Raw genomic sequence first — 19,089 nt, forward strand, 5'->3', positions numbered from 1 at the left:
CTCCCAGGCCTTCCGCATGCGCAACCGGGACCTCGTCTACGTCTCCAACGCCCCCTTCACCGAAGTCTCCAAGGTGCTCGCCGCCTTCAACGGCGTCACAGGACCCCTCGCCTCCGCGGCAACCGCGTACGCCTACGCGAAATAGGCCGCGTCGCCGGTTCCGGGCCGGCGATCAGCGCGGCGCCGGCCCCGCGGGGGCTTGCGCCGCCGCGGCGGAATCGGCCCGCAGCGGGCATCGCCCGGTCATCCCGGCGACGCGCCACCGAGCCCGGGCCTCCGACTGGTGGACGCGCCAGCGGCTAGCCCGACCGCACATCCCCGGCGTGCGGACCCGTCTCCGCTGCTTTTCCACGGCCGGAGTGAGCATCCAGTCCGCGCCAGGTCCTCTCCGACCACGCCGCCCCGGATCACCCGGATCCACGCGCCGCGAGAGGACGCGCTGCGTCGAGCGAAGTTTTCGATCCGACGCCGGTTCGCCGCCGATGCCTGTAGCCTGAACGCAAATCGGGCGCGGATGTCATCCGCGCCCGATCGCCCTGCATCATACTGCTCGGTGGCTCCGGGGCCCGCGGCCCCGGTTCGATCAGAGCCTTCGATCAGACCCGCTTGGCCAGCAGCTGCTCGATCAGCGAGCCGCCCTTGTCGATGGCCGCCAACTCCTCGGCCACCGCGTTCACGGTGTCGCGGATCTGGTCGGGCGTGTGCTCGGAGGTCAGGAAGAAGCGCAGGCGCGAGGCCCGCTCCGGCACCGCCGGGTGGATGATCGGCTGCACGTTGATGCCCCGGCGGAACAGCCGGTCCGACAGGGTCACGGCCTTCAGTGAGTCGCCGACGATGATCGGCACCACCGCGAGCCCGAGGCTGAAGCCGGTGTCGAGGCCGAGCTTCTTGGCGGTGGCCAGGAACAGGGTGCCGTTCTGGCGCAGGCGCTCGACCCGCTCCGGCTCGGCATGCATCACGGCGAGGGCCGCCTCGGCCGCGGCGGCGAGCGGCGGCGACATGCCGACGCTGTACACGAAGCCGCCGGCCGTATGCTTCAGGTACTCGATCAGCGCGATCGGGCCGCAGATGTAGCCGCCGCAGGTCGAGAGCGTCTTCGACAGCGTGCCCATCCAGATGTCGACCTCCCGGGGGTCGACACCGCAATGCTCGAACAGGCCCGCGCCGGTGCGGCCGGTGACGCCGAGGCCGTGCGCCTCGTCGACCATCAGCCACGCGTCGTAGCGTTTCTTGAGGGCGACGAGCCCCGCGAGGTCCGGCGCGTCGCCGTCCATGCTGTAGAGGCCCTCGACCACGATCAGCGCCCGGCGATGCTCGTGACGGGTCGACTGGAGCAGGGTCTCCAAGGCGTCGAGGTCGTTGTGCGCGAAGGAGCGCCGCTGGGCACCCGAGAGCTGCGCGCCCGTGACGATGCTGTTGTGGGACAGGGCGTCGTGGAAGATCACGTCGCCGGCTTCCAGAAGGGCGCCGATGGTCGTGACGTTGGTGGCGTGCCCGCTCACCATCACGATACAGCCCTCGGACTGGTAGTGCTTGGCCAGAGCCTGCTCGAGGCTGATATGGCCGGGCCGCTCGCCCGCCACCACCCGGCTCGCCGACGCGGAGGTGCCGTAGGCGTCGATCGCCTCGCGCGCCGCGTTGCTTACCCGCGGGTGGCCGTTCAGGCCGAGATAATCGTAGGACGAGAAGTTGGTGAAGCTCTTCTGGTCGATCCGCGTCGTGGCGCCGGCCTTGGCGTCATGGACGCGGAAGAACGGGTTGCCCAGACCGATCAGCTCGGCCGCCTGACGTTGCAGCTTCAGTTCGCGGTAGCCGGGCAGGTTCTCGAAGTTCTGCGCCGCCGACTTGCCGGCCGGCGACGCCGCCTTGACGGGGGCCGGGCGCGGCGTCGCGCGCCCGAGCCGGTTGGTCACGAAGCCGGCGAGCGCCGCGCGCCCGCCATCCGGCCGTGCCGTGTCGGTCATGAGTGAGTCTCTTTGATACCGATGGATGTCTGCTCGATGAGTTCCTTGAGAGGCGCGATCATCTGCGCATCGACCTCACCGCCGACATGCTTCGAGACGAGGCTCATCGCGACGCCGGCCGTCTCGTCCATGGGCGCGGAAACCGCCTGAATTAAGGACTCGGACAGTTCGTTGACGGTCATGCCCGACGACAGGCCTGCCGGCGGCGCGTCGAGGGCGAAGCGCTCCTGCAGGCTGGCCCCCAGCTCGACACCCATCAGCGAATCGAGGCCGATCTCCGAGAGCTGGCGCACGCGGCTGATGTCGTCCTTCGGCAGGCGCAGGATGCGGGCGATGTCCTCGACGATCGCGTCCGACACGGTCTTGCGGGCCGCATCGAGGTCGCCGCCCTTGAGCAGGGCGCCGATGTTGATCGCCTGAACGCCGCCGGCCTCGGCCTGCTGGTCCGACCCGAGTTCCGCGTAGCTCGGCGAGCGCATGGTGGCGAGCCGCTCACGCGCCTTGCCCCAGTGCATCGCGGCGATACCGATCACCGCCTCGTCCGGAGACGTGCCCTGGCTCTCCAGCGCCTCGGCCATCAGGTCCAGGCAGCGGCGCGCCTCCATCGGGGTGACGCCGACGCGGCCCGCGAGGCCTTCCATGACGGCCCTGTTGCGGGCGAGCATGCCGACGTCTCCGATCGCGCCCCAGGCCACCGCCAGGGCCGGCAGGCCGCGGCGGCGGCGCTGCCGCGCGAGTCCTTCCATGAAGCCGTTGGCGGCCACGTAGGAGCCCTGGCCCGGATTGCCGATGAAGGTCGTCGCCGAGGAGAACAGGACGAAGTAGTCGAGGCTCCGGTCGCGGGTGGCGGCGTCCAGGTGCTGGGCGCCGATCACCTTCGGGCCGATCACCGCGTCGAGTACCGCGGCGTCGATGTTGGAGATCAGGCCGTCCTGAAGCACCGCGGCGGCGTGGAGCACGCCCGCGAGCTTCTTACCGCCCTGCTCGATGCCGGCGATCAGGCGGTCCACCGACGAGCGGCTGGTGATATCGACGGCCTTCGCCTCGACCGTCACGCCCCGTCCGGCGAGTTCCGCGACGATGGCCTTGGCCTCGTCGGTGGCCGCACCCTTGCGGCCGGCGAGCACGAGGTGCTTCGCGCCCCGGTCGATGAGCCAGCGCGCCGCCTCCAGGCCGAAGCCGCCGAGGCCGCCGGTGAGCAGGTGGACCCCGGAGTCCGAGACCGTGAACGACCGGCCGGTCTCCTTCATGATCGTGCCGGCCTTCGGCGGGCTGATCACGATCTTCCCGATATGCCCGGATTGCTGCATCAGCCGGAACGCGTCCGAGGTCTCGGCCGCCGTGAAGGGCTGGTAGGGCAGCGGCTTCAGGCCGCCGTCGTTGAACAGGGCCATGACTTCGCGGAACATCCGCGCGCCGTCATCGCCCTGGTGCTGGATCACCTGATCGAGGTCGACGCCGAAGTAGCTCAGGTTCCGCCGGAACGGGCGCAGGCCGATATGGGTGTTGGCGACGTAGTCGCGCTTGCCCAGCTCGACGAAGCGGCCGAACGGCCGCAGCGCGTTGAGCGAGCGCTCCATGGCCTCGCCGAACAGGCTGTTCAGCACGATGTCGACGCCGTCGCCGGTGATCGCCCGGACCTCGTCCACGAAGGCGAGCGAGCGGGAGTCGAGCACGTGCTCGGCGCCCAGCGCCTTCACGAGCGCCCGCTTCTCGCGGGAGCCGGCGGTGGCGATAACCCGCGCGCCCTTCAGCTTGGCGATCTGCAGGGCCGCGAGGCCGACACCGCCCGCGCCGCCATGGACCAGCACCCACTCGCCGCGCCGCATCCGGGCGCAGGAGACGAGGCCGTAATAGGCGGTGAGGAAGGCGACCGGCACGGTGGCCGCCGCCATCGGGTCGAGGCCCTGCGGCATCGGCGCGACGACGAGGTCGGGCACGACGATGTGCGTCGCGAAGCCCGACTGGGCGAAGGCGACCACCGGATCGCCGACCTTGAAGCCCTTCACGCCCGGTCCGACGGCCGTGACGCGGCCGGCGCATTCGAGGCCGAGGCGCGGACCGGCGAAGCCGTCCTCCAGGATTTCCTCGGGGAGCATCGAGAGCGCCCAGAGAACGTCGCGGAAGTTGAGGCCGGTGGCCTCGACCGCGATTTCCATCTCGCCCTTGCCGGGGGTGCGGCGCTCGGCCGGTCCCCAGATCATCTCGCTGAGGCCGCCGGTGTTGCTGCGCTCCAGCCGCGCGGCCTCGGCCGGGACGGCGTCCGCCGGATCCCGGTGCTTCGGCCGGCCGGCATGGAAGCGCACCACCTGGGTCCGCTCGTCGTCCAGCACGATCTCGGTCTCCGGCGTGCCGGAAAGGATCAGGTCGCGCAGGCGCTCGGAGGCGCGCTTGGACGACATCTCGGGCGAGAGGTCGATGCGGCGGATGTCGAGGTTCGGGGCCTCGTTGGCGAGCGTGCGGGAGAAGGCCCACACGCCGGCCTCGATGTTGGTGGTCTGGCCACCACGGTCCCGGGTGGCGCCCGGCGCCACGACCCAGAGGCGGGTCTGGCGGGCGCCGAGATGCTCGGTGCAGCGCTTCAGGCTGAGGCAGCGGTCGCGCAGCCGCTCGGCCGCCTCGCCGCCGCGGGTGAAGGCGCCGGCCAGGAACACCACCGTGTCGGGGGTCTCCCGCTCCAGCTCCATCAGGGAGGTCTCGGAGTCGAGGATGATCGAGACGTGCACGCCGCCCGCGACCAGCAGGGTCGCGAGGGAGGAGGCGGTCTCGGCCGCGAACTCGTCATCCGAGCCGATGATGAAGGCGAAGCTCTGCGCCGGCGCGGGTCCGGGCCGGACCGGCGCCTCGGCGGTCAGCAGCAGATCGTTGCCGTTGGCGGACGCGGCCCGCTCGACCTCGACCTTGACGAGGCCATGGGCGCTGAGCGTGCGCTGCCAACCCTCGATATCCTCGAGCCGGCCCACGGGCATGCCGCCCACCGCCTCCTCGAACCAGCCCGCCGAGAGGCCGAAGACGAGGTCGCGGAACAGGGAGGCGCTGGGCTCCACGGCCACCAGGAGGCCGCCGGTGGCGAGTGCCCCGGCGAGCTGACCCGGCAGGGCCCGGTCGCCGCGATGCAGGCTGCCGGAGGCCAGGATCAGGTCGAAGCTGCCGGGCGCCAGCTCATCGGCCGCCTCGATGACGGCGGCGGCACGGCCCAGGGACAGGCGGGCGCGCTCGGCGAGCCTGCGGTCGGTCTCGAACACCGTGAGCCGGGCTTCGGCAGCGGACGCGAAAGTCGCGGCCTGGGCCGAGAGCGGGCCGAACCCGACCTGAAGGATCCGGAGCGCCCGCTCCTTCGGGAGTTGCGCACGGCTCCGTTCGATCAGGTTCGCGACGACGTCGGCGCCGTGGCGCGCGGTGGCCGAGCGAAGCGCGAAGGCGTCGATGGCACCCTGCGGCAGGCTCGGCGCGTCCGTCAGCTCGCCCGCGAGGAGACGGTCGACCATGGCGCCGACGTCGGCGATCAGCACGAGTTCGGCGGAGAGATCCGGGTGGTCGCCCGCGATCCAGCGCATGATCTCGTCGGGCGCCGGCAGGGCGGAGCCGTCGCCCAGCGACCAGTTCTGGCCGACCCGGTCGGCGAGGCCGCTGCTCTCGAGGGCGTAGAGGGCATTCAGCAGCCAGGGACGCAGGGTCTCGGGCACGCGCCGGTCGGCGGACGAGACGGTCTCACCCTCCGCCAGCCCGGAGGCGAGGCGGTAGGCCAGCGAGGTCGCCCAGCCTTCCAGGAGGAGATGCCCCGGCGACAGGGCCGCGTCGGCCGGCCCCTTCGCCTCGGCAGCCAGCGGCCGCAGGCGTGCGGCGACGCTCGGCCGGCGCTCCATCGGGATAGCGGTCGGCTCGGTTGCCAATTCCGGCATCTGCGAGATCGCGAAGGCGGCGAGGTCCCCGCCGGCCTTCGCGCGCAGGGCCTGGAACCGCCCTTCGCGGATCGTCGCGACGATGCCGCCCTCGGCGTCGAGCAGGGTGAAATCCGCCAGGATCGAGCGCTCGTTGCAGCGACGGGTGCGGATGATCGAGCGGGCGATCACGGCGCCGGGGCGCAGCAGGCGCACCTCGCCGAAGCGCACCGGGATATAGGCCTTGCCGCCGTTCTCGCCGAGGAGGTCGGCGAAGAGCAGGATCAGCCCGTGGAAGCAGGCGTCGAGCCGGTTCGGCACCAGGGCGTAGCGGGTGTCGGGCTGGGCCGGCAGCAGGTCGGACACGATGGTGCTGTCATCCAGCCGGGCGCTCATCGCCACCTGCTGGAAGCTCGGGCCGAAGCCCAGGCCGGAGGCGAGGGCGCGGGCGTAGAGCGCATCGCCGGTCAGCACATGGTCGCCGGCGGTCTCGAAGCTGAAGCCGTTCAGGTCGGGCGCCTTCGGGGCGGAGAAGCTGCCCTCGACGATCTTGGCCTGGGCATGGAGTTGCCACGGCGTCTGCGTCAGGCGGGGGCGGCTGAGAACCTGGATGCCGTTGCCGGATCCCGACAGGCGCACCGCGACCTCGCGCAGGGCCTCCTCGGTGAAGACCATCGGCGCCACGATCTCGAAATCGGCCAGCACGACCTCGTCGTCGCGCAGGGCCTCGCGGACGCAGGCGAGGGCCATCTCGACGAAGCCGGCGCCCGGCATGATCACCTGGCCGTCGACCTTGTGGTCCTCCAGCTCGGGCACGGTCGCCGGGTCGACGAAGCCGTTCCATTCCAGCCCGTCGAAGGTCGTGCGCGAGCCGATCAGCGGGTGGTAGGGACGGGCGCTCATGGCACCGACGCCCTCGGTGGTGTCCGCGAGGCGGAACGGGCGGCGCTGCCAGGGATAGGTCGGCAGGCGCACGTCGCCCTTCGGCGCGTCGCCGAACAGCAGGCTCTCGTCGACCTGCGCGCCCTGGACCAGGGCGGCGCTGACCGCCTTGGCGATCGGATCGCCGCCGGAGGCCTTCCGGTGCATCACGCCGACCGTGGCGGTCTCGATGCCCAGTGGCTCGACCGCGTCGCCGACATGGGACATCAGGGTCGCGCGCGGGCCGACCTCGACGAAGACGCGGGCGCCGCGACGGGTGGCGTCCTGCACGGCCTCGCAGAAGCGCACCGGCTCGCGGATGTTGCGCCACCAGTAGCCGGCGCCGAAATGGGTCCCGTCCAGCACCGAGCCCGTGACGGTGGAGACCATCGCGGTGGTGCCGGCCTTGGCCTTCAACCCGGCGAGGTCGCGCAGCAGCGGCTTCTCGGTCGGATCCATCAGCCTTCCGTGGAAGGCGTAGGCGAGGTCGAGCTTGCGGCCGCGGCGGCGCTTGCGCGACAGGGCCTTGAGGGCCGCGTCGATATCGGCCACCGGCCCGGCGACCGTCACGGCCTTCGGGCTGTTGTAGGCGGCGATGTCGAGGGTCGGGAAATCCTTGAGGAAGGTCTCGACCTCCTCCGACGGCATCAGCAGCACCGCCATGGTGCCCTGGCCGTGCGTCGTCTCCTGATGGTGGCTGCGGTAGTAGATGACCCGGACCGCATCCTCCAGGCTCAGGACGCCGGCAGCCTCGGCGGCCGCGATCTCGCCGACGCTGTGGCCGAGAACGTAGGACGGGACGAGGCCCTTGGCCTTGAGCGCGGCCGTGGAAGCGCTCTCGATGGCGAAGATCAGCGGCTGCGAGACGCTGGTGAGCGCGAGGCGCTCGTCCAGGTCGTCGGCGTAGAGCGCGTCCTTCAGCGACCAGTCGGAGTAGGCCCGGAACAGGGTGTCGACCCGGTCGAAGGCGGCGCGGAAGGAGGGGTTCTCCTCGTAGGCCTCGCGGCCCATGCCGGCCCACTGGCTGCCGTTGCCGGAATACACGAAGGCGACTTCTGCGACGCGATCGACCGCCGTGCCGGTGAACGCGTCCTGGCTGTCCTCACCCTCGCCGACGGCCCGCAGGGCTGCGGCGACGTCGGTCTTGCCATCCAGGGAGACGGCGAGGCGGGCCGGCATGCGCTCGCGGCGATGCGCGACGGCGGCAGCCACGGTCGCGACCTGGTCCGGCTCGGCCTCAAGGCGCTCGGCGTAGTCCAGGGCGAGCTCGTTCAGGGCCGCCCGGCTCTGCGCCGAGAGCAGCAGCACCTGCGCGGCCGGCTGAGGAGCCGGTTCGGCAGGCCTCGCCCAGGCGGGCGCGTCGGTGATGACCACGTGGGCGTTGGTTCCGCCGAACCCGAAGGAGTTCACGCCCGCGAAGCGCTCGCGCGCGCCGCGGCTGATCGGCAGGGCCTTGCGCACGACGTGCAGGTTGAGGTCGTCGAAGGGAATGTCGGGATTCAGCTCGGCCGCGTGCAGCGACGGGGGCACGAGGTCGTGCTCCAGCGCCAGCGTCGCCTTCATCAGGCCGGCGAGGCCCGAGACCGGCTCGGTGTGGCCGATATTGGTCTTGATCGAGCCGATCGGCAGCGGCGCCTGCCGGCCGCGGCCGAGCTTCGAACCGATGGCCGAGGCCTCGATCGGGTCGCCCACCGGCGTGCCGGTGCCGTGCGCCTCCATGAAGGCGAGGTCGTCGAGCCCGATCTCGGCCTCGCGGTAGACCTTTTCCAGCAGGGCGCCCTGGGCGTAGCCGGAGGGGAGCGAGATGCCGGTGGTGCGCCCGTCGGAGTTGATCCCCGACGCCGCCACCACGGCGCGGACCGTGGCGCCGTTGCGCCGCGCGGCCTCGGCCGATTGCAGCACGAACACCACGCCGCCCTCCGAGCGCACGTAGCCGTCGGCGTTCTTGGAGAACGCCTGGCACAGGCCGGTGCGCGAGAGCATCTGCGCGGTGGAGAAGCAGATGAAGTTGAACGGGCTGGCCAGCACGTTGACGCCGGCGACGACGGCGGTGTCCACGCGGCCCGACCGGATCGCCTGGACGGCGTTGTCGAAGGCGACGAGCGAGGACGAGCAGGCCGTGTCGACCGTGAAGCTCGGGCCCTTCAGGTCGAAGATGTAGGAGATGCGGTTCGAGATGATCGAGAGCGTGTTGCCGGTGGCCGCGTAGGCGTCGCCCGACGGCGCGTCGAGGATGCGCAGATTGCCGTAATCGAGCGAGGACGCACCGACGAAGACGCCTATGTTGCTGCCGGCCACGCTCGACGGGCGCAGGCCCGCATCCTCAAGGGCTTCCCAGGTCAGCTCCAGCAGCATCCGCTGCTGCGGATCCATCTGCTCGGCCTCGCGGGGCGAGATGCCGAACACCGCCGGGTCGAACGACCAGACGTCGTCGATGACGCCCGCCGCCCAGGTGTAGCTCTTGCCGCGCTCATGGGCGCGGGGGTGCGCGAACCGCTCCAGGGAGAACCGGTCGGCCGGCACCTTGCTGACGGCGCAGCGCCCTTCGGACAGGAGTGACCACAGCCCATCGACGCTGGGGGCTCCGGGCAGTCGGCATGCGCGTCCGACGATCGCAATGTCTGTACGTTGTGTCACGTTCGGTTCGCACACGCTCGTTATCGGAAGTCGGCTCGGCTCGCGACGAGTGAGTACCCTGTCACCCCTTACTGTGGCACCATTGCGGTGTCCAACCGGCCTACACGCGAGGTCATCCCTGCGCAGTGAAATTGCCGTCGGCTGTGACATGTATTCATCAGGCGCTTATCCAGTGCCAACGATTGGATTGCCAGGATTGAACAGCGCGGCGGCCCGCCGAGACGCTGAGACGATCATCAGAAAGCCACAGTTGCGTTCCGGCAGCCGGGACCCGTCTAGGCGCACCCGGAAGGAGATCTTCGCGACGCCGCACGGATCTGATGCGGCAATACCGGTGCGCGGCACTTGCTGCGACGATCAGGACGCGCTCACCGCCGCGTTCTCCTTGCTTCGTCCGACGCCGCAATAGGTGAAACCGTACCGGGCGGCGCTCGCCGGGTCGTAGATGTTGCGCAGGTCGACCAGCACCGGCGCGGATCCCGACGACATGGTTCTGCGCAGGCGGTCGAGGTCGAGGGCCCGGAAGGCGTTCCACTCGGTGACGATGACCAGGGCGTCCGCGCCCTCCGCGCAGGCATAGGCGTTCTCGGCGTAATCGACGGCCGGCATCAGCGCCCGCGCGTGGTCCATGCCCTCCGGATCGTAGGCGCGCACCTTCGCGCCCGCATCCTGCAGCCCGGCCACGATGGCCAGCGAGGGCGCGTCGCGCATGTCGTCGGTATCGGGCTTGAACGTCAGCCCGAGCAGCGCGATCGTCTTGCCCCGCACGGAGCCGCCGCAGGCCTTGATCACCTTGCGGGCCATGGCCCGCTTCCGCTGCTCGTTGACCGCCACCACGGTCTCGACCAGCCGCAGCGGGGTGCCGGCATCCTGGGCGGTCTTGACCAGCGCCAGCGTGTCCTTGGGGAAGCACGAGCCGCCGTAGCCCGGGCCGGCATGCAGGAACTTCGGCCCGATGCGCTTGTCCAGCCCGATGCCGCGGGCGACCTGCTGGACGTCGGCGCCGACCTGCTCGCAGAGATCCGCGATCTCGTTGATGAAGGTGATCTTGGCGGCCAGGAAGGCGTTGGCGGCGTACTTGGTCAGCTCCGCCGTGCGCCGGTCGGTGACCAGGATCGGCGCCTGATTTAGGTAGAGCGGCCGGTAGACTTCGCGCATCACCGCCTCAGCGCGGGCGTCACCGGTGCCGACCACGATGCGGTCGGGGCGCTTGAAATCTGCGATGGCCGCGCCCTCGCGCAGGAACTCGGGATTCGACGCCACCGAGACGTCCGCGCCGGGGTTGGCCTCCCGGATGATCCGCTCGACCTCGTCGCCCGTCCCCACCGGGACCGTCGACTTCGTCACCACCACGGTGAAGCCCGAGAGCGCCCCGGCGATCTCCCGGGCGGCGTCGAACACGAAGCTGAGGTCGGCGAAGCCATCGCCGCGGCGCGACGGCGTGCCCACCGCGATGAACACCGCGTCGGCCTCGGCCACGGCCTCCGGCAGGGCGGTGTGGAAGGCGAGCCGGCCCTGCCTGACGTTCTCGGCGACCAGGGCGTCCAGGCCCGGCTCGTAGATCGGCATGCGGCCGGCGTTCAGGCTCGCGACCTTTTCGGGCTCCCGGTCGATGCAGACGACGCTGTGGCCGAAATCGGCCAGGCACGCTCCGGAGACCAGGCCGACATACCCGGCTCCAATCATCGCGATCCGCATCCGGCCCTCCCGGCAGCCCGATCTGAGCTTGTTGCAACGCAGCATGATCCGGGTCGCACGGTGATGCAACCCGGGCGACCCTGGATCCGGTCCAATCTGTCGCCTGCGAGCAACACTCCGGAAGGGTGACTGTTTTTTGACAGCGTGGCCTTGGCGGCGATCCCGACGCGCGTCCCGAGGCTGGCCCGGTTCTGGCCCGGTCCTGCGCCGCGCGTCGCGCGGCTTCGCAGCGCGGGCGGCTTCCTGTAGAAGCGCCCCCGCCCGACGGGGGGCCGCAGATCCGCCCCCAACGGACCCGACCCAAGGATCGGTGAAGGACCGCGATGACCGAATTGCCGAACGTGCACGTGCGCGCCGAGGTCCTGGCACAGGCGCTGCCCCACATGCAGCGCTACGACCAGGAAATCGTGGTGATCAAGTATGGCGGCCACGCCATGGGTGACCGGGCGGCCGCGGAGGACTTCGCCGAGGACATCGTCCTTCTGGAGCAGTCCGGGCTGAAGCCGATCGTGGTCCACGGCGGCGGACCGCAGATCGGCAAGATGCTCGACCGGCTCGGCATCCAGTCCGAGTTCCGCGGCGGCCTGCGCGTCACCGACGAAGCCACCGTCGAGGTGGTCGAGATGGTCCTGGCCGGTCTCATCAACAAGCAGATCGTCGGCTGGATCTCGGCCGAGGGCGGCCGGGCCGTCGGCCTGTGCGGCAAGGACGGCAACATGGTTCGGGCCAAGCGGGCGATGAAGACCGTCGTCGATCCCGAGAGCCGCGTGGAGCAGACCGTCGATCTCGGCCTCGTCGGCGAGCCCGATCACGTCGAGCGCGGCGTCCTCGACGCGGTGCTGAAGGCCGAGCTGATCCCGGTGCTGGCGCCCGTAGCCTACGGGGCGGACGGGCAGACCTACAACGTCAACGCCGACACCTTCGCGGGGGCGATCGCCGGGGCGCTCCGGGCCAAGCGCCTTCTGCTGCTCACCGACGTCCCGGGCGTGCTCGACAAGGACAAGAAGCTGATTCCCGAACTCACCGTCGAGGATTGCCGCCGCCTGATCGCGGACGGCACCATCACGGGCGGGATGATCCCCAAGATCGAGACCTGCATGTACGCGATCGAGCGTGGGGTCGAGGCCGTCGTCATCCTCGACGGCAAGGTCAACCACGCGGTGCTGCTGGAGCTGTTCACCGATTACGGTGCCGGCACGCTGATCCGGCGCGGCTGACGGCGAGCGGGGCGGCAACTTCCGCCCCGCTCGCACATTGTCGTTCCCCGGACAAGGCTCGCGCAAGCCAGCCTTGCGAGCGTGGCCGTGAAGGTCCAGACTCGGCCGCAGGGGACCACGAGCCAAAGGGATCCTGTGCATCACCCCGGCAAGGCGCAGTTCACCACCGCCGCGGCCCGCGGGTTCGCCGACGTCGACACCTGGGTGTTCGACCTCGACAACACGCTCTACCCGAGCGATGCGCAGGTGTGGCCGAAGGTGGACGAGCGCATCACCCTCTACGTGATGCGGCTCTACGGTCTCGACGGGATCTCCGCCCGGGCCCTGCAGAAGCACTTCTATCACCGCTACGGCACGACCCTGTCGGCGCTGATGCAGGAGGAAGGGGTCGATCCGCACGACTTCCTCGACTTCGCCCACGACATCGACCATTCGTCGATCAGGCTCGACAAGGACCTCGGCGATGCGATCGAGCGGCTCCCGGGCCGCAAGCTGATCCTCACCAACGGCTCGCGCCGCCACGCCGAGAACGTCGCGGCCAAGCTCGGCATCCTCGACCATTTCGAGGACGTGTTCGACATCGCGGCCGCCGACTTCGTGCCGAAGCCGGAGCGCTCGACCTACGAGCGCTTTCTCCGGGCTCACGAGGTCGAACCGACGCGCGCAGTCCTGTTCGAGGATATCGCCCGCAACCTAGCGGTGCCGCACGACCTCGGCATGGCGACCGTGCTGGTGGTGCCCAAGATCGTCGACCCCTACCGGGAGGCGTTCGAGCAAGAGGCGGTGCGCGAACCGCATATCGACCACATCACCGACGATCTCGCCACGTTCCTCACCGCCTGCGTGCTCCCCCAGGCGGAACGCGAGCCCGACGAGCACCGCTGACGAGCATCGGCGCCTCATCGCGGATCGTCCGATGAAGCCGGACGGTCGAGGCGCATCGCTGAGGCACCTGTCCTCGACCCGACCGGATCTGCGAAGCGGAACCGCGGACCGATCTCGGCAACCCAATCGACAAGCCGGCGGTGATCCTGTAGAGACCCGCGCAACTCACAACAGGATCGCCGAAATCCTGGTGCCGATCGCCCATGAGGGGCGGAACGGCGCGACGGCTGGAGCTATGCCATGAACATCATCGAGCAGCTGGAGCGCGAGGAAGTCGCGCGCCTTGCCAAGACCATCCCGGATTTTGAGCCGGGCGACACGCTCATCGTCAACGTCCGCGTGAAGGAAGGCGAGCGCACGCGCGTCCAGGCCTACGAGGGCGTCTGCATCGCCCGCTCGGGCGGCGGCCTGAATGAGAGCTTCACGGTGCGCAAGATCTCGTACGGCGAGGGTGTGGAGCGCGTTTTCCCGGTGCATTCGCCGATGATCGATTCGATCAAGGTGGCCCGCCGCGGCAAGGTGCGCCGTGCCAAGCTGTACTACCTGCGCGACCGCCGCGGGAAGTCGGCCCGCATCGTCGAGCGGACCGATCGCTACAAGGCCAAGGAGGCCCCGGCGGCGCCCGCCGCCGCCGAGTAAGCAGTCCGCCTGCGCCGCAGGATCGACCGCGTCACAGACCGGTCCGGCTCAGCCGGGCCGGTTTTCTGTTTCGGACCACTCGAACGCATCGACGGAGGGGGAGCGAGGCGGCCGGCAGGTCTGTGGCTGGGGTGATTGGGGCCATTTCCAGCGCCTTGGCCGTCGCGCGCGGCCGCAAGGAAGCTCGGCGCCTATCCGATGCGTGCGGTGACCTCGATCTCGACCCGCATCTCAGCACGCAGGAGCCCGGCCACCACCACGATCGTGGCGGCCGGGCGCACGTCGGCCAGCACCCGGCCGCAGACCGCCAGCACGGCATCAGCGTCGGCCCGGTCGGTGACGTAGTAGGTGGCGCGTACGATCCCGGCGAGGCCGGCTCCCGCCTCTGCCAGGACGTCCCGGATCGTCCGCCAGCAGGCCTCGGCCTGCGCGCCGCCGCCCTCCGGCATCGTCATGGCGGCGTAGTCGTAGCCAGTGGTTCCGGAGACGTAGACGAAGTCCCCATCGACCACCGCCCGGGAGTAGCCGTAATCCCGTTCGAACGGCGAGCCGGACGAGATCAGCCGCCGGTTCATCCGCCGCGCAGCGCTTCCAGTACCTTGCCGCCGGGGCGGCCCGTCGGCGCCATGCCCAGCCGGCGCTCCACGTCCTTGATGGCGTCGCGGGTCTTCTGGCCGACCTTGCCGTCCGGTTCGCCGACGTCGTAGCCACGGGCGGCCAGCCGGGTCTGGAGGTCGCGCCGTTCGGCCCGGGACAGGGGCGGGTCGTCGGTCGGCCAAGCGGCCTGGACGCCGGCCTTGCCGCGCAATCGGTCGGAGAGGACCGCGATGGCGAGGCCGTAAGATTCGGCGGCGTTGTACGAGTAGATCGCGTCGAAGTTCCGGGTCACCAGGAAGGCCGGGCCGTCGATGCCGGCGGGCGCGATGATCCCGGTCGGGCCCTCGCCCGAGAGCGGGCGACCGTCCACACGAGTTACACCCAGCGACGCCCAGTGGGCAACCGGCTTCTTGTTCTTGCGCCCGGCGGCGGCGACGTTGAAGCTGCGCGGCAGCTTCACCTCGTAACCCCAGACCTGCCCGTTCTGCCACTTGGCGACGTGCAGGAAGTTGGCCGTCGAGCCGACTGCGTCGGCCACCGAATCGACGACGTCGCGCCGCCCGTCGCCGTCGCCGTCGACGGCGAGGCGATGGTAGGTGGTCGGCATGAACTGGGTCTGGCCGAAGGCGCCCGCCCAGGAGCCGGTCAGTCGCTCCGGCGCGATATCGCCGCGCTCGATGATCCGGAGGGTGGCGATCAGCTCGCCGCGGAAGAAGTCCCGGCGGCGGTTGTTGGAGCAGGCCAGCGTCGCCAGCGACTGCACCAGCGGCATCTTGCCGAGGTTCTTGCCAAAATTCGATTCCACGCCCCAGACCGCCGCGATCGTGTAGCGGTCGACGCCGTAGCGGCCCTCGGCCTGGGCCAGGGCCGCCGCGTGCTGGCGCATGGCCGCGCGCCCGTCCTCGACCCGCTCGTCGTCGACCAGCGCCGCCATGTAGTCCCAGATCGGCGTCTTGAACTCGGGCTGCGCCTGGGACAGCTCGATCACCTTGTCGTCGAAGCTGATGCCGCTCGTGGCCGACCGGAAGGTCTGCGCCGAGACGCCGGCCGCGGCGGCCTGACCCTGGATGCCGGCGAGGCAGCTGTCGAAATCGGCCCGGGCCGGAAGGGCTGCCAGCGGCAGTGCCGCGATGCCGGCGAGAAGCCCGAGCGCGCGCACAGTCCTCGGTCCCGTCGGGTGCTTCGGCATACTGGCGATCCTCACGATGCGGGACGGAGTCTGGGCGCGGATTCAGGCGACATGTGGGTTAACGAAGCATGAGGAAAGCCGCCGCGCCTTCATCCATTTGCCTACCAATCGATAGGTTGATCCGGAGCCGGTCCACCAGCGGCCGGCCCATGGAGTCGGGAGGCGGGACGCATGATGAAGGATTGGACTCAGCACGGCGCCGCGCTCGTCAGCACGCTCGGGCGTATCGGTGCTGTGAGCCCGGACCTCCTCGAAGCCCATGACCAGCTGGCCGCGGCGGCCCCGACCGAGCGCTAGCCGGACGCCAAGACCCGCGAGCGGATCGCCCTCCCGGTCGCGGTCACGACGCGGTGCGACGGCTGCATCGCCGTGCACTCCGACTTCGCCCGCACGGCCGGCGCGAGCAAGGAGGAGGTCGTGGAGGCGCTCGGCGTCGCGGTGGCGCTGAACGCCGGCGCCGCCCTGGTCTACACCGCCCGCGCCTTCGAGGCGTTCAGCGGCGAGTCCGGCTGAACCGGCCGAGCCGGGCCCGCGCCCCGGAACCTCCAGCGGAGCCGGGGGCTGGTTATCAGGACGGTGCGCCAGCCCGGTCTCCGCCTCCCAGGCGGTCCAGATAAGCACAGAGCATGTCGGCCAGGGCGCCCGCGAGGACCTCCACGGCCGCTTCGGTCCGGACCGCCTCCGAGATGCGCTCGCCGACCTCGCCGAGCGTCATCGCGATGATCTCGCCCGCGACCTGCAGCTCCGCTTCGGGAACCGCCGGAAGCGCCGCGCGGAGAAAATCGCGGAACGCCTGCGTGCCGATCAGCTGCGGCTCCGCGGCCTCGGGCGCATCGCGGTAGGCCGGGGCGGCTTCGTCGAGGGCCCGGCGCATCGCGGCCTCGGCGCATTCCGAGCGCACGAAGGCGTGGACGGCGCGGCGCAGACGCTCGCCGGGCGCCGTCTCGGGATCCGTCAGGATCCCGGCCAGCAGGGCGGTCGTGTCCCGCCACTCGTCGCTCTGCAACTCGAACAGGACCGCCGCCTTGTTGGGGAAGTACTGGTAGAGCGAGCCGATGCTGACGCCGGCGCGCTCGGCGACTCGCGCCGTCGTGAAGCGCTCCGCGCCGACCTCCGCCAGAACCTGAGTGGCCGCCTCCAGAATAGCCGCGACAAGGTCGCTGGAGCGGGCCTGTCGGGGCTGCTTTCGCCTGGAAATCCCGAGACTTGGCCGATCAGGCATGGGGTGGTGCTCGGAACGCGAATAGGCGCGGGCAGGGGGCGCCGGTATTCTGCGTCGTGTTCAGTTGAACACGCAAGACGGAAAGCAACACGCCATGTCACGCTCAGCGTCTAAACTCACTGAACCGCGCGTCGCGTCGCTGTTGGACAGTCTCTTCGTGCAGGCGGAGGCATCCTCACCCCTGAACATCGTCGGCGATCTTTCGGCCGGAGAGCGGACGCGTCTCATGGGCAGCCGCACCGGCTACCGAGACTTCTACAGCCGGCTCAAGGACATGCCGCTCGCGGTCTCGCGAGAGACCGGCCGGCTGCTCTACATGCTCGCCCGGAGCTGCCGAGCGCGGACGATCGTCGAGTTCGGCACCTCCTTCGGCCTCTCAACCCTGCACCTCGCCGCGGCCCTGCGCGACAACGGCGGCGGCCGGCTCATCACCTGCGAGTTCGAGCCCTCCAAGGTGGTGCGGGCGCGAGCGAATCTGATGGAGGCCGGACTGGCGGATCTGGTCGAGTTCCGCGAGGGCGACGCCCTGCAGACCCTCGGCCTCGACCTGCCCGACTCGGTCGACCTGCTGCTCCTTGACGGAGCGAAGGGTCTTTATCCGGACATTCTGAGCCTCGTGGAGAGCCGCCTCGGACCGGGTGCCCTGGTGGTCGCCGACAACGCGGAATACAGTTCCGATTATCTGGCCCGGGTGCGCGCGCCGAGCCGCGGCTACCTGTCGGTGCCGTTCGCCGAGGATGTCGAGCTGTCGATGCGGCTCGGATGAGGCAGGGCCCGGTATCCAGGCCGGACCGGCGGTCGCCTCAGCGCGCCGCGACCGCCGTCGGGATGCTCAGGCCCATTCCCGCTGGGCGAGCTTCTGCTCGTAGGCGTCGATGGACGCGGCGCGCGCCAGCGTCAGGCCAATCTCGTCGAGCCCGTTCAGCAGGTTGTGCTTGCGGCCCTCGTCGATGTCGAAATGCAGGGTGCCGCCATCCGGCCCCCGGATGGTCTGCGCCGCCAGATCGATCGACAGGGTGGCGTTCGCGCCGCGCTCAGCATCCTCGAACAGCTTCTCCAGATCCTCGGGCGATACGACGATCGCCAGGATGCCGTTCTTGGCGCAGTTGTTGAAGAAGATGTCGGCGAAGCTCGTGGAGATCACGCAGCGGATGCCGAAATCGGCGAGCGCCCAGGGGGCGTGCTCCCGGGACGAGCCGCAGCCGAAATTATCCCCCACGACCAGGATCTTGGAGTTCCGGTAGGCGGGCTGGTTGAGCACGAAGTCCGGGTTCTCCGAACCGTCCTCGCGATAACGCATCTCGGCGAACAGGCTCGTGCCGAGCCCGGTCCGCTTGATCGTCTTGAGGTACTTGGCCGGGATGATCCGGTCGGTGTCGACGTTGATCGTCCGAATGGGCGCGGCGACGCCCTCCAGGGTGGTGAATTTTTCCATCGTCTGACAGCTCGTGCCGGTGGTCTCTCCGGGAAGCGTTTAGCAGCCGCCGGCCCGGGCCGGAAGCATCACGCGAGGTCGGGGGCCGTCGCCCGGGACAGGGTGCCGTCGTGGAGCGCGGAGGCGACCAGCGCGCCGGCGATCCCGGCTCCGTGAAGCGCCCGCAGGTCGTCGGGGCCGCGCACGCCGCCGGCCGCGTAGAGGCGGCGATCCGGAGCCCGCGCCCGCAGGACGGCGAGGGCGGCGAGGTCGGGCCCGGCTCCGGCGCCCACCCGCGCGAGGGTCATGGCGATCACCTCGGGCGGCCAGAGCGACGGGTCGTCGTGGAGCATCGGCGGCCCGAGGCGCTCCGCGCCGCGCGTATCCAGGGAGAGCACGGCGCGATCCGCGAGGCGCGTCACGAGGCCGGCATCCGCCTGGCTCTCGCTGCCGATCACCGGTCGCCCGAGGCCGGAGACCAGGAAAGCCTCCGCGGCCGCGGCGTCCGCGAAGCCCGCATCCACCCACAGCGCAGTGCCCGGGCACGCGACCGCGATCGCCTCCAGCGCGTCGAGATCGGGCCCGGTCCCGTCCATGATCGCGTCGAGATCTGCGACGTAGAGAATCTCGGCCGGCCACGCGTCGAGGAGCCCGCGCGCCACCGCTCCGGGCGCCGATCCCTTTGCCAAGGGCGTCTCGATCGGGGCATAGGAGGAGCGCTCGCCCCGGCGCGCCCGCACGACGCGGCCACCCCGCAGGTCGAGCACCGGGATCACCGCGAAGCCGGGGCGCCCGATCCTGTGGTCCATCGAGGCGCTCATCGCG

At 70.5% G+C, this 19,089-nt stretch carries 12 protein-coding genes and 1 pseudogene; 5 read left to right on the top strand and 8 right to left on the bottom strand.

Going from position 1 to position 19,089, the window contains the following annotated elements:
- Nucleotides 1–596 precede the first annotated feature (596 nt).
- The 3 genes from MKK82_RS31680 to MKK82_RS31690 form a co-directional block, all read right to left on the bottom strand.
- On the bottom strand, nt 597–1,964 hold the full coding sequence (locus MKK82_RS31680) for an aminotransferase class I/II-fold pyridoxal phosphate-dependent enzyme (protein ID WP_238284518.1): 1,368 nt from the start codon (nt 1,962–1,964) through the stop codon (nt 597–599).
- A complete protein-coding gene (locus tag MKK82_RS31685) occupies nt 1,961–9,403 on the bottom strand; it encodes a type I polyketide synthase (RefSeq protein ID WP_243987950.1) in 7,443 nt (2,480 codons plus the stop codon). Before MKK82_RS31685 ends, MKK82_RS31680 begins: the two co-directional genes overlap by 4 nt.
- 357 nt (nt 9,404–9,760) lie before the next feature.
- Entirely contained in the window at nt 9,761–11,101 is a 1,341-nt protein-coding gene (locus MKK82_RS31690) for a UDP-glucose dehydrogenase family protein (protein ID WP_243987951.1), read from the bottom strand.
- Nucleotides 11,102–11,424: 323 nt separating this feature from the next.
- Between MKK82_RS31690 and argB the strand changes: the two genes are divergently transcribed.
- The 3 genes from argB to rplS all read left to right on the top strand — a co-directional run bounded on the left by argB (nt 11,425) and on the right by rplS (nt 13,842).
- Nucleotides 11,425–12,318: an acetylglutamate kinase gene (gene argB, locus MKK82_RS31695; RefSeq protein WP_020095286.1), complete on the top strand. Its 894-nt coding sequence runs from the start codon at nt 11,425–11,427 to the stop codon at nt 12,316–12,318.
- A 135-nt stretch (nt 12,319–12,453) separates the two neighbouring features.
- Complete coding sequence (locus tag MKK82_RS31700) at nt 12,454–13,203, top strand: pyrimidine 5'-nucleotidase (RefSeq protein ID WP_238284848.1); 750 nt, start codon at nt 12,454–12,456, stop codon at nt 13,201–13,203.
- Between the two features lie 240 nt (nt 13,204–13,443).
- Nucleotides 13,444–13,842, top strand: coding sequence for a 50S ribosomal protein L19 (gene rplS / locus MKK82_RS31705; protein ID WP_238284521.1), 399 nt, complete (start codon nt 13,444–13,446; stop codon nt 13,840–13,842).
- A 191-nt stretch (nt 13,843–14,033) separates the two neighbouring features.
- Here rplS and MKK82_RS31710 read toward each other — a convergent pair whose 3' ends face one another.
- On the bottom strand, nt 14,034–14,417 hold the full coding sequence (locus MKK82_RS31710) for a RidA family protein (protein ID WP_238284522.1): 384 nt from the start codon (nt 14,415–14,417) through the stop codon (nt 14,034–14,036).
- Nucleotides 14,414–15,628, bottom strand: coding sequence for a lytic murein transglycosylase (locus MKK82_RS31715; RefSeq protein ID WP_238284523.1), 1,215 nt, complete (start codon nt 15,626–15,628; stop codon nt 14,414–14,416). The genes MKK82_RS31710 and MKK82_RS31715 overlap by 4 nt, the downstream gene beginning before the upstream one ends.
- Nucleotides 15,629–15,799: 171 nt before the next feature.
- Here MKK82_RS31715 and MKK82_RS31720 point away from each other — a divergent pair.
- Nucleotides 15,800–16,141 (top strand): annotated as a pseudogene (locus MKK82_RS31720) (carboxymuconolactone decarboxylase family protein).
- 55 nt (nt 16,142–16,196) lie between these two features.
- Here MKK82_RS31720 and MKK82_RS31725 read toward each other — a convergent pair.
- A complete protein-coding gene (locus tag MKK82_RS31725; protein ID WP_238284524.1) occupies nt 16,197–16,850 on the bottom strand; it encodes a TetR family transcriptional regulator in 654 nt (217 codons plus the stop codon).
- 94 nt (nt 16,851–16,944) lie between these two features.
- On the opposite strand from MKK82_RS31725, the gene MKK82_RS31730 reads away from it, so the two are divergent.
- Complete coding sequence (locus MKK82_RS31730) at nt 16,945–17,616, top strand: O-methyltransferase (protein ID WP_238284525.1); 672 nt, start codon at nt 16,945–16,947, stop codon at nt 17,614–17,616.
- 66 nt (nt 17,617–17,682) lie between these two features.
- Here the strand turns inward: MKK82_RS31730 and leuD are convergent, their stop codons facing one another.
- Complete coding sequence (gene leuD, locus MKK82_RS31735) at nt 17,683–18,285, bottom strand: 3-isopropylmalate dehydratase small subunit (protein WP_238284526.1); 603 nt, start codon at nt 18,283–18,285, stop codon at nt 17,683–17,685.
- A 68-nt stretch (nt 18,286–18,353) separates the two neighbouring features.
- Nucleotides 18,354–19,085, bottom strand: coding sequence for a HisA/HisF-related TIM barrel protein (locus MKK82_RS31740; RefSeq protein ID WP_238284527.1), 732 nt, complete (start codon nt 19,083–19,085; stop codon nt 18,354–18,356).
- Between the last annotated feature and the right edge of the window lie 4 nt (nt 19,086–19,089).

Source organism: Methylobacterium sp. E-046 (assembly GCF_022829625.1).
Classification (GTDB): domain Bacteria; phylum Pseudomonadota; class Alphaproteobacteria; order Rhizobiales; family Beijerinckiaceae; genus Methylobacterium; species Methylobacterium longum.

Bases quoted from the DNA above. Each gene is read 5' to 3' on its own strand.
- MKK82_RS31680 (WP_238284518.1), bottom strand. From the start codon at position 1,964: ATGACCGACACGGCACGGCCGGATGGCGGGCGCGCGGCGCTCGCCGGC.
- MKK82_RS31690 (WP_243987951.1), bottom strand. From the start codon at position 11,101: ATGCGGATCGCGATGATTGGAGCCGGGTATGTCGGCCTGGTCTCCGGA.
- argB (WP_020095286.1), top strand. From the start codon at position 11,425: ATGACCGAATTGCCGAACGTGCACGTGCGCGCCGAGGTCCTGGCACAG.
- rplS (WP_238284521.1), top strand. From the start codon at position 13,444: ATGAACATCATCGAGCAGCTGGAGCGCGAGGAAGTCGCGCGCCTTGCC.
- MKK82_RS31710 (WP_238284522.1), bottom strand. From the start codon at position 14,417: ATGAACCGGCGGCTGATCTCGTCCGGCTCGCCGTTCGAACGGGATTAC.
- MKK82_RS31715 (WP_238284523.1), bottom strand. From the start codon at position 15,628: ATGCCGAAGCACCCGACGGGACCGAGGACTGTGCGCGCGCTCGGGCTT.
- MKK82_RS31725 (WP_238284524.1), bottom strand. From the start codon at position 16,850: ATGCCTGATCGGCCAAGTCTCGGGATTTCCAGGCGAAAGCAGCCCCGA.
- MKK82_RS31730 (WP_238284525.1), top strand. From the start codon at position 16,945: ATGTCACGCTCAGCGTCTAAACTCACTGAACCGCGCGTCGCGTCGCTG.
- leuD (WP_238284526.1), bottom strand. From the start codon at position 18,285: ATGGAAAAATTCACCACCCTGGAGGGCGTCGCCGCGCCCATTCGGACG.
- MKK82_RS31740 (WP_238284527.1), bottom strand. From the start codon at position 19,085: ATGAGCGCCTCGATGGACCACAGGATCGGGCGCCCCGGCTTCGCGGTG.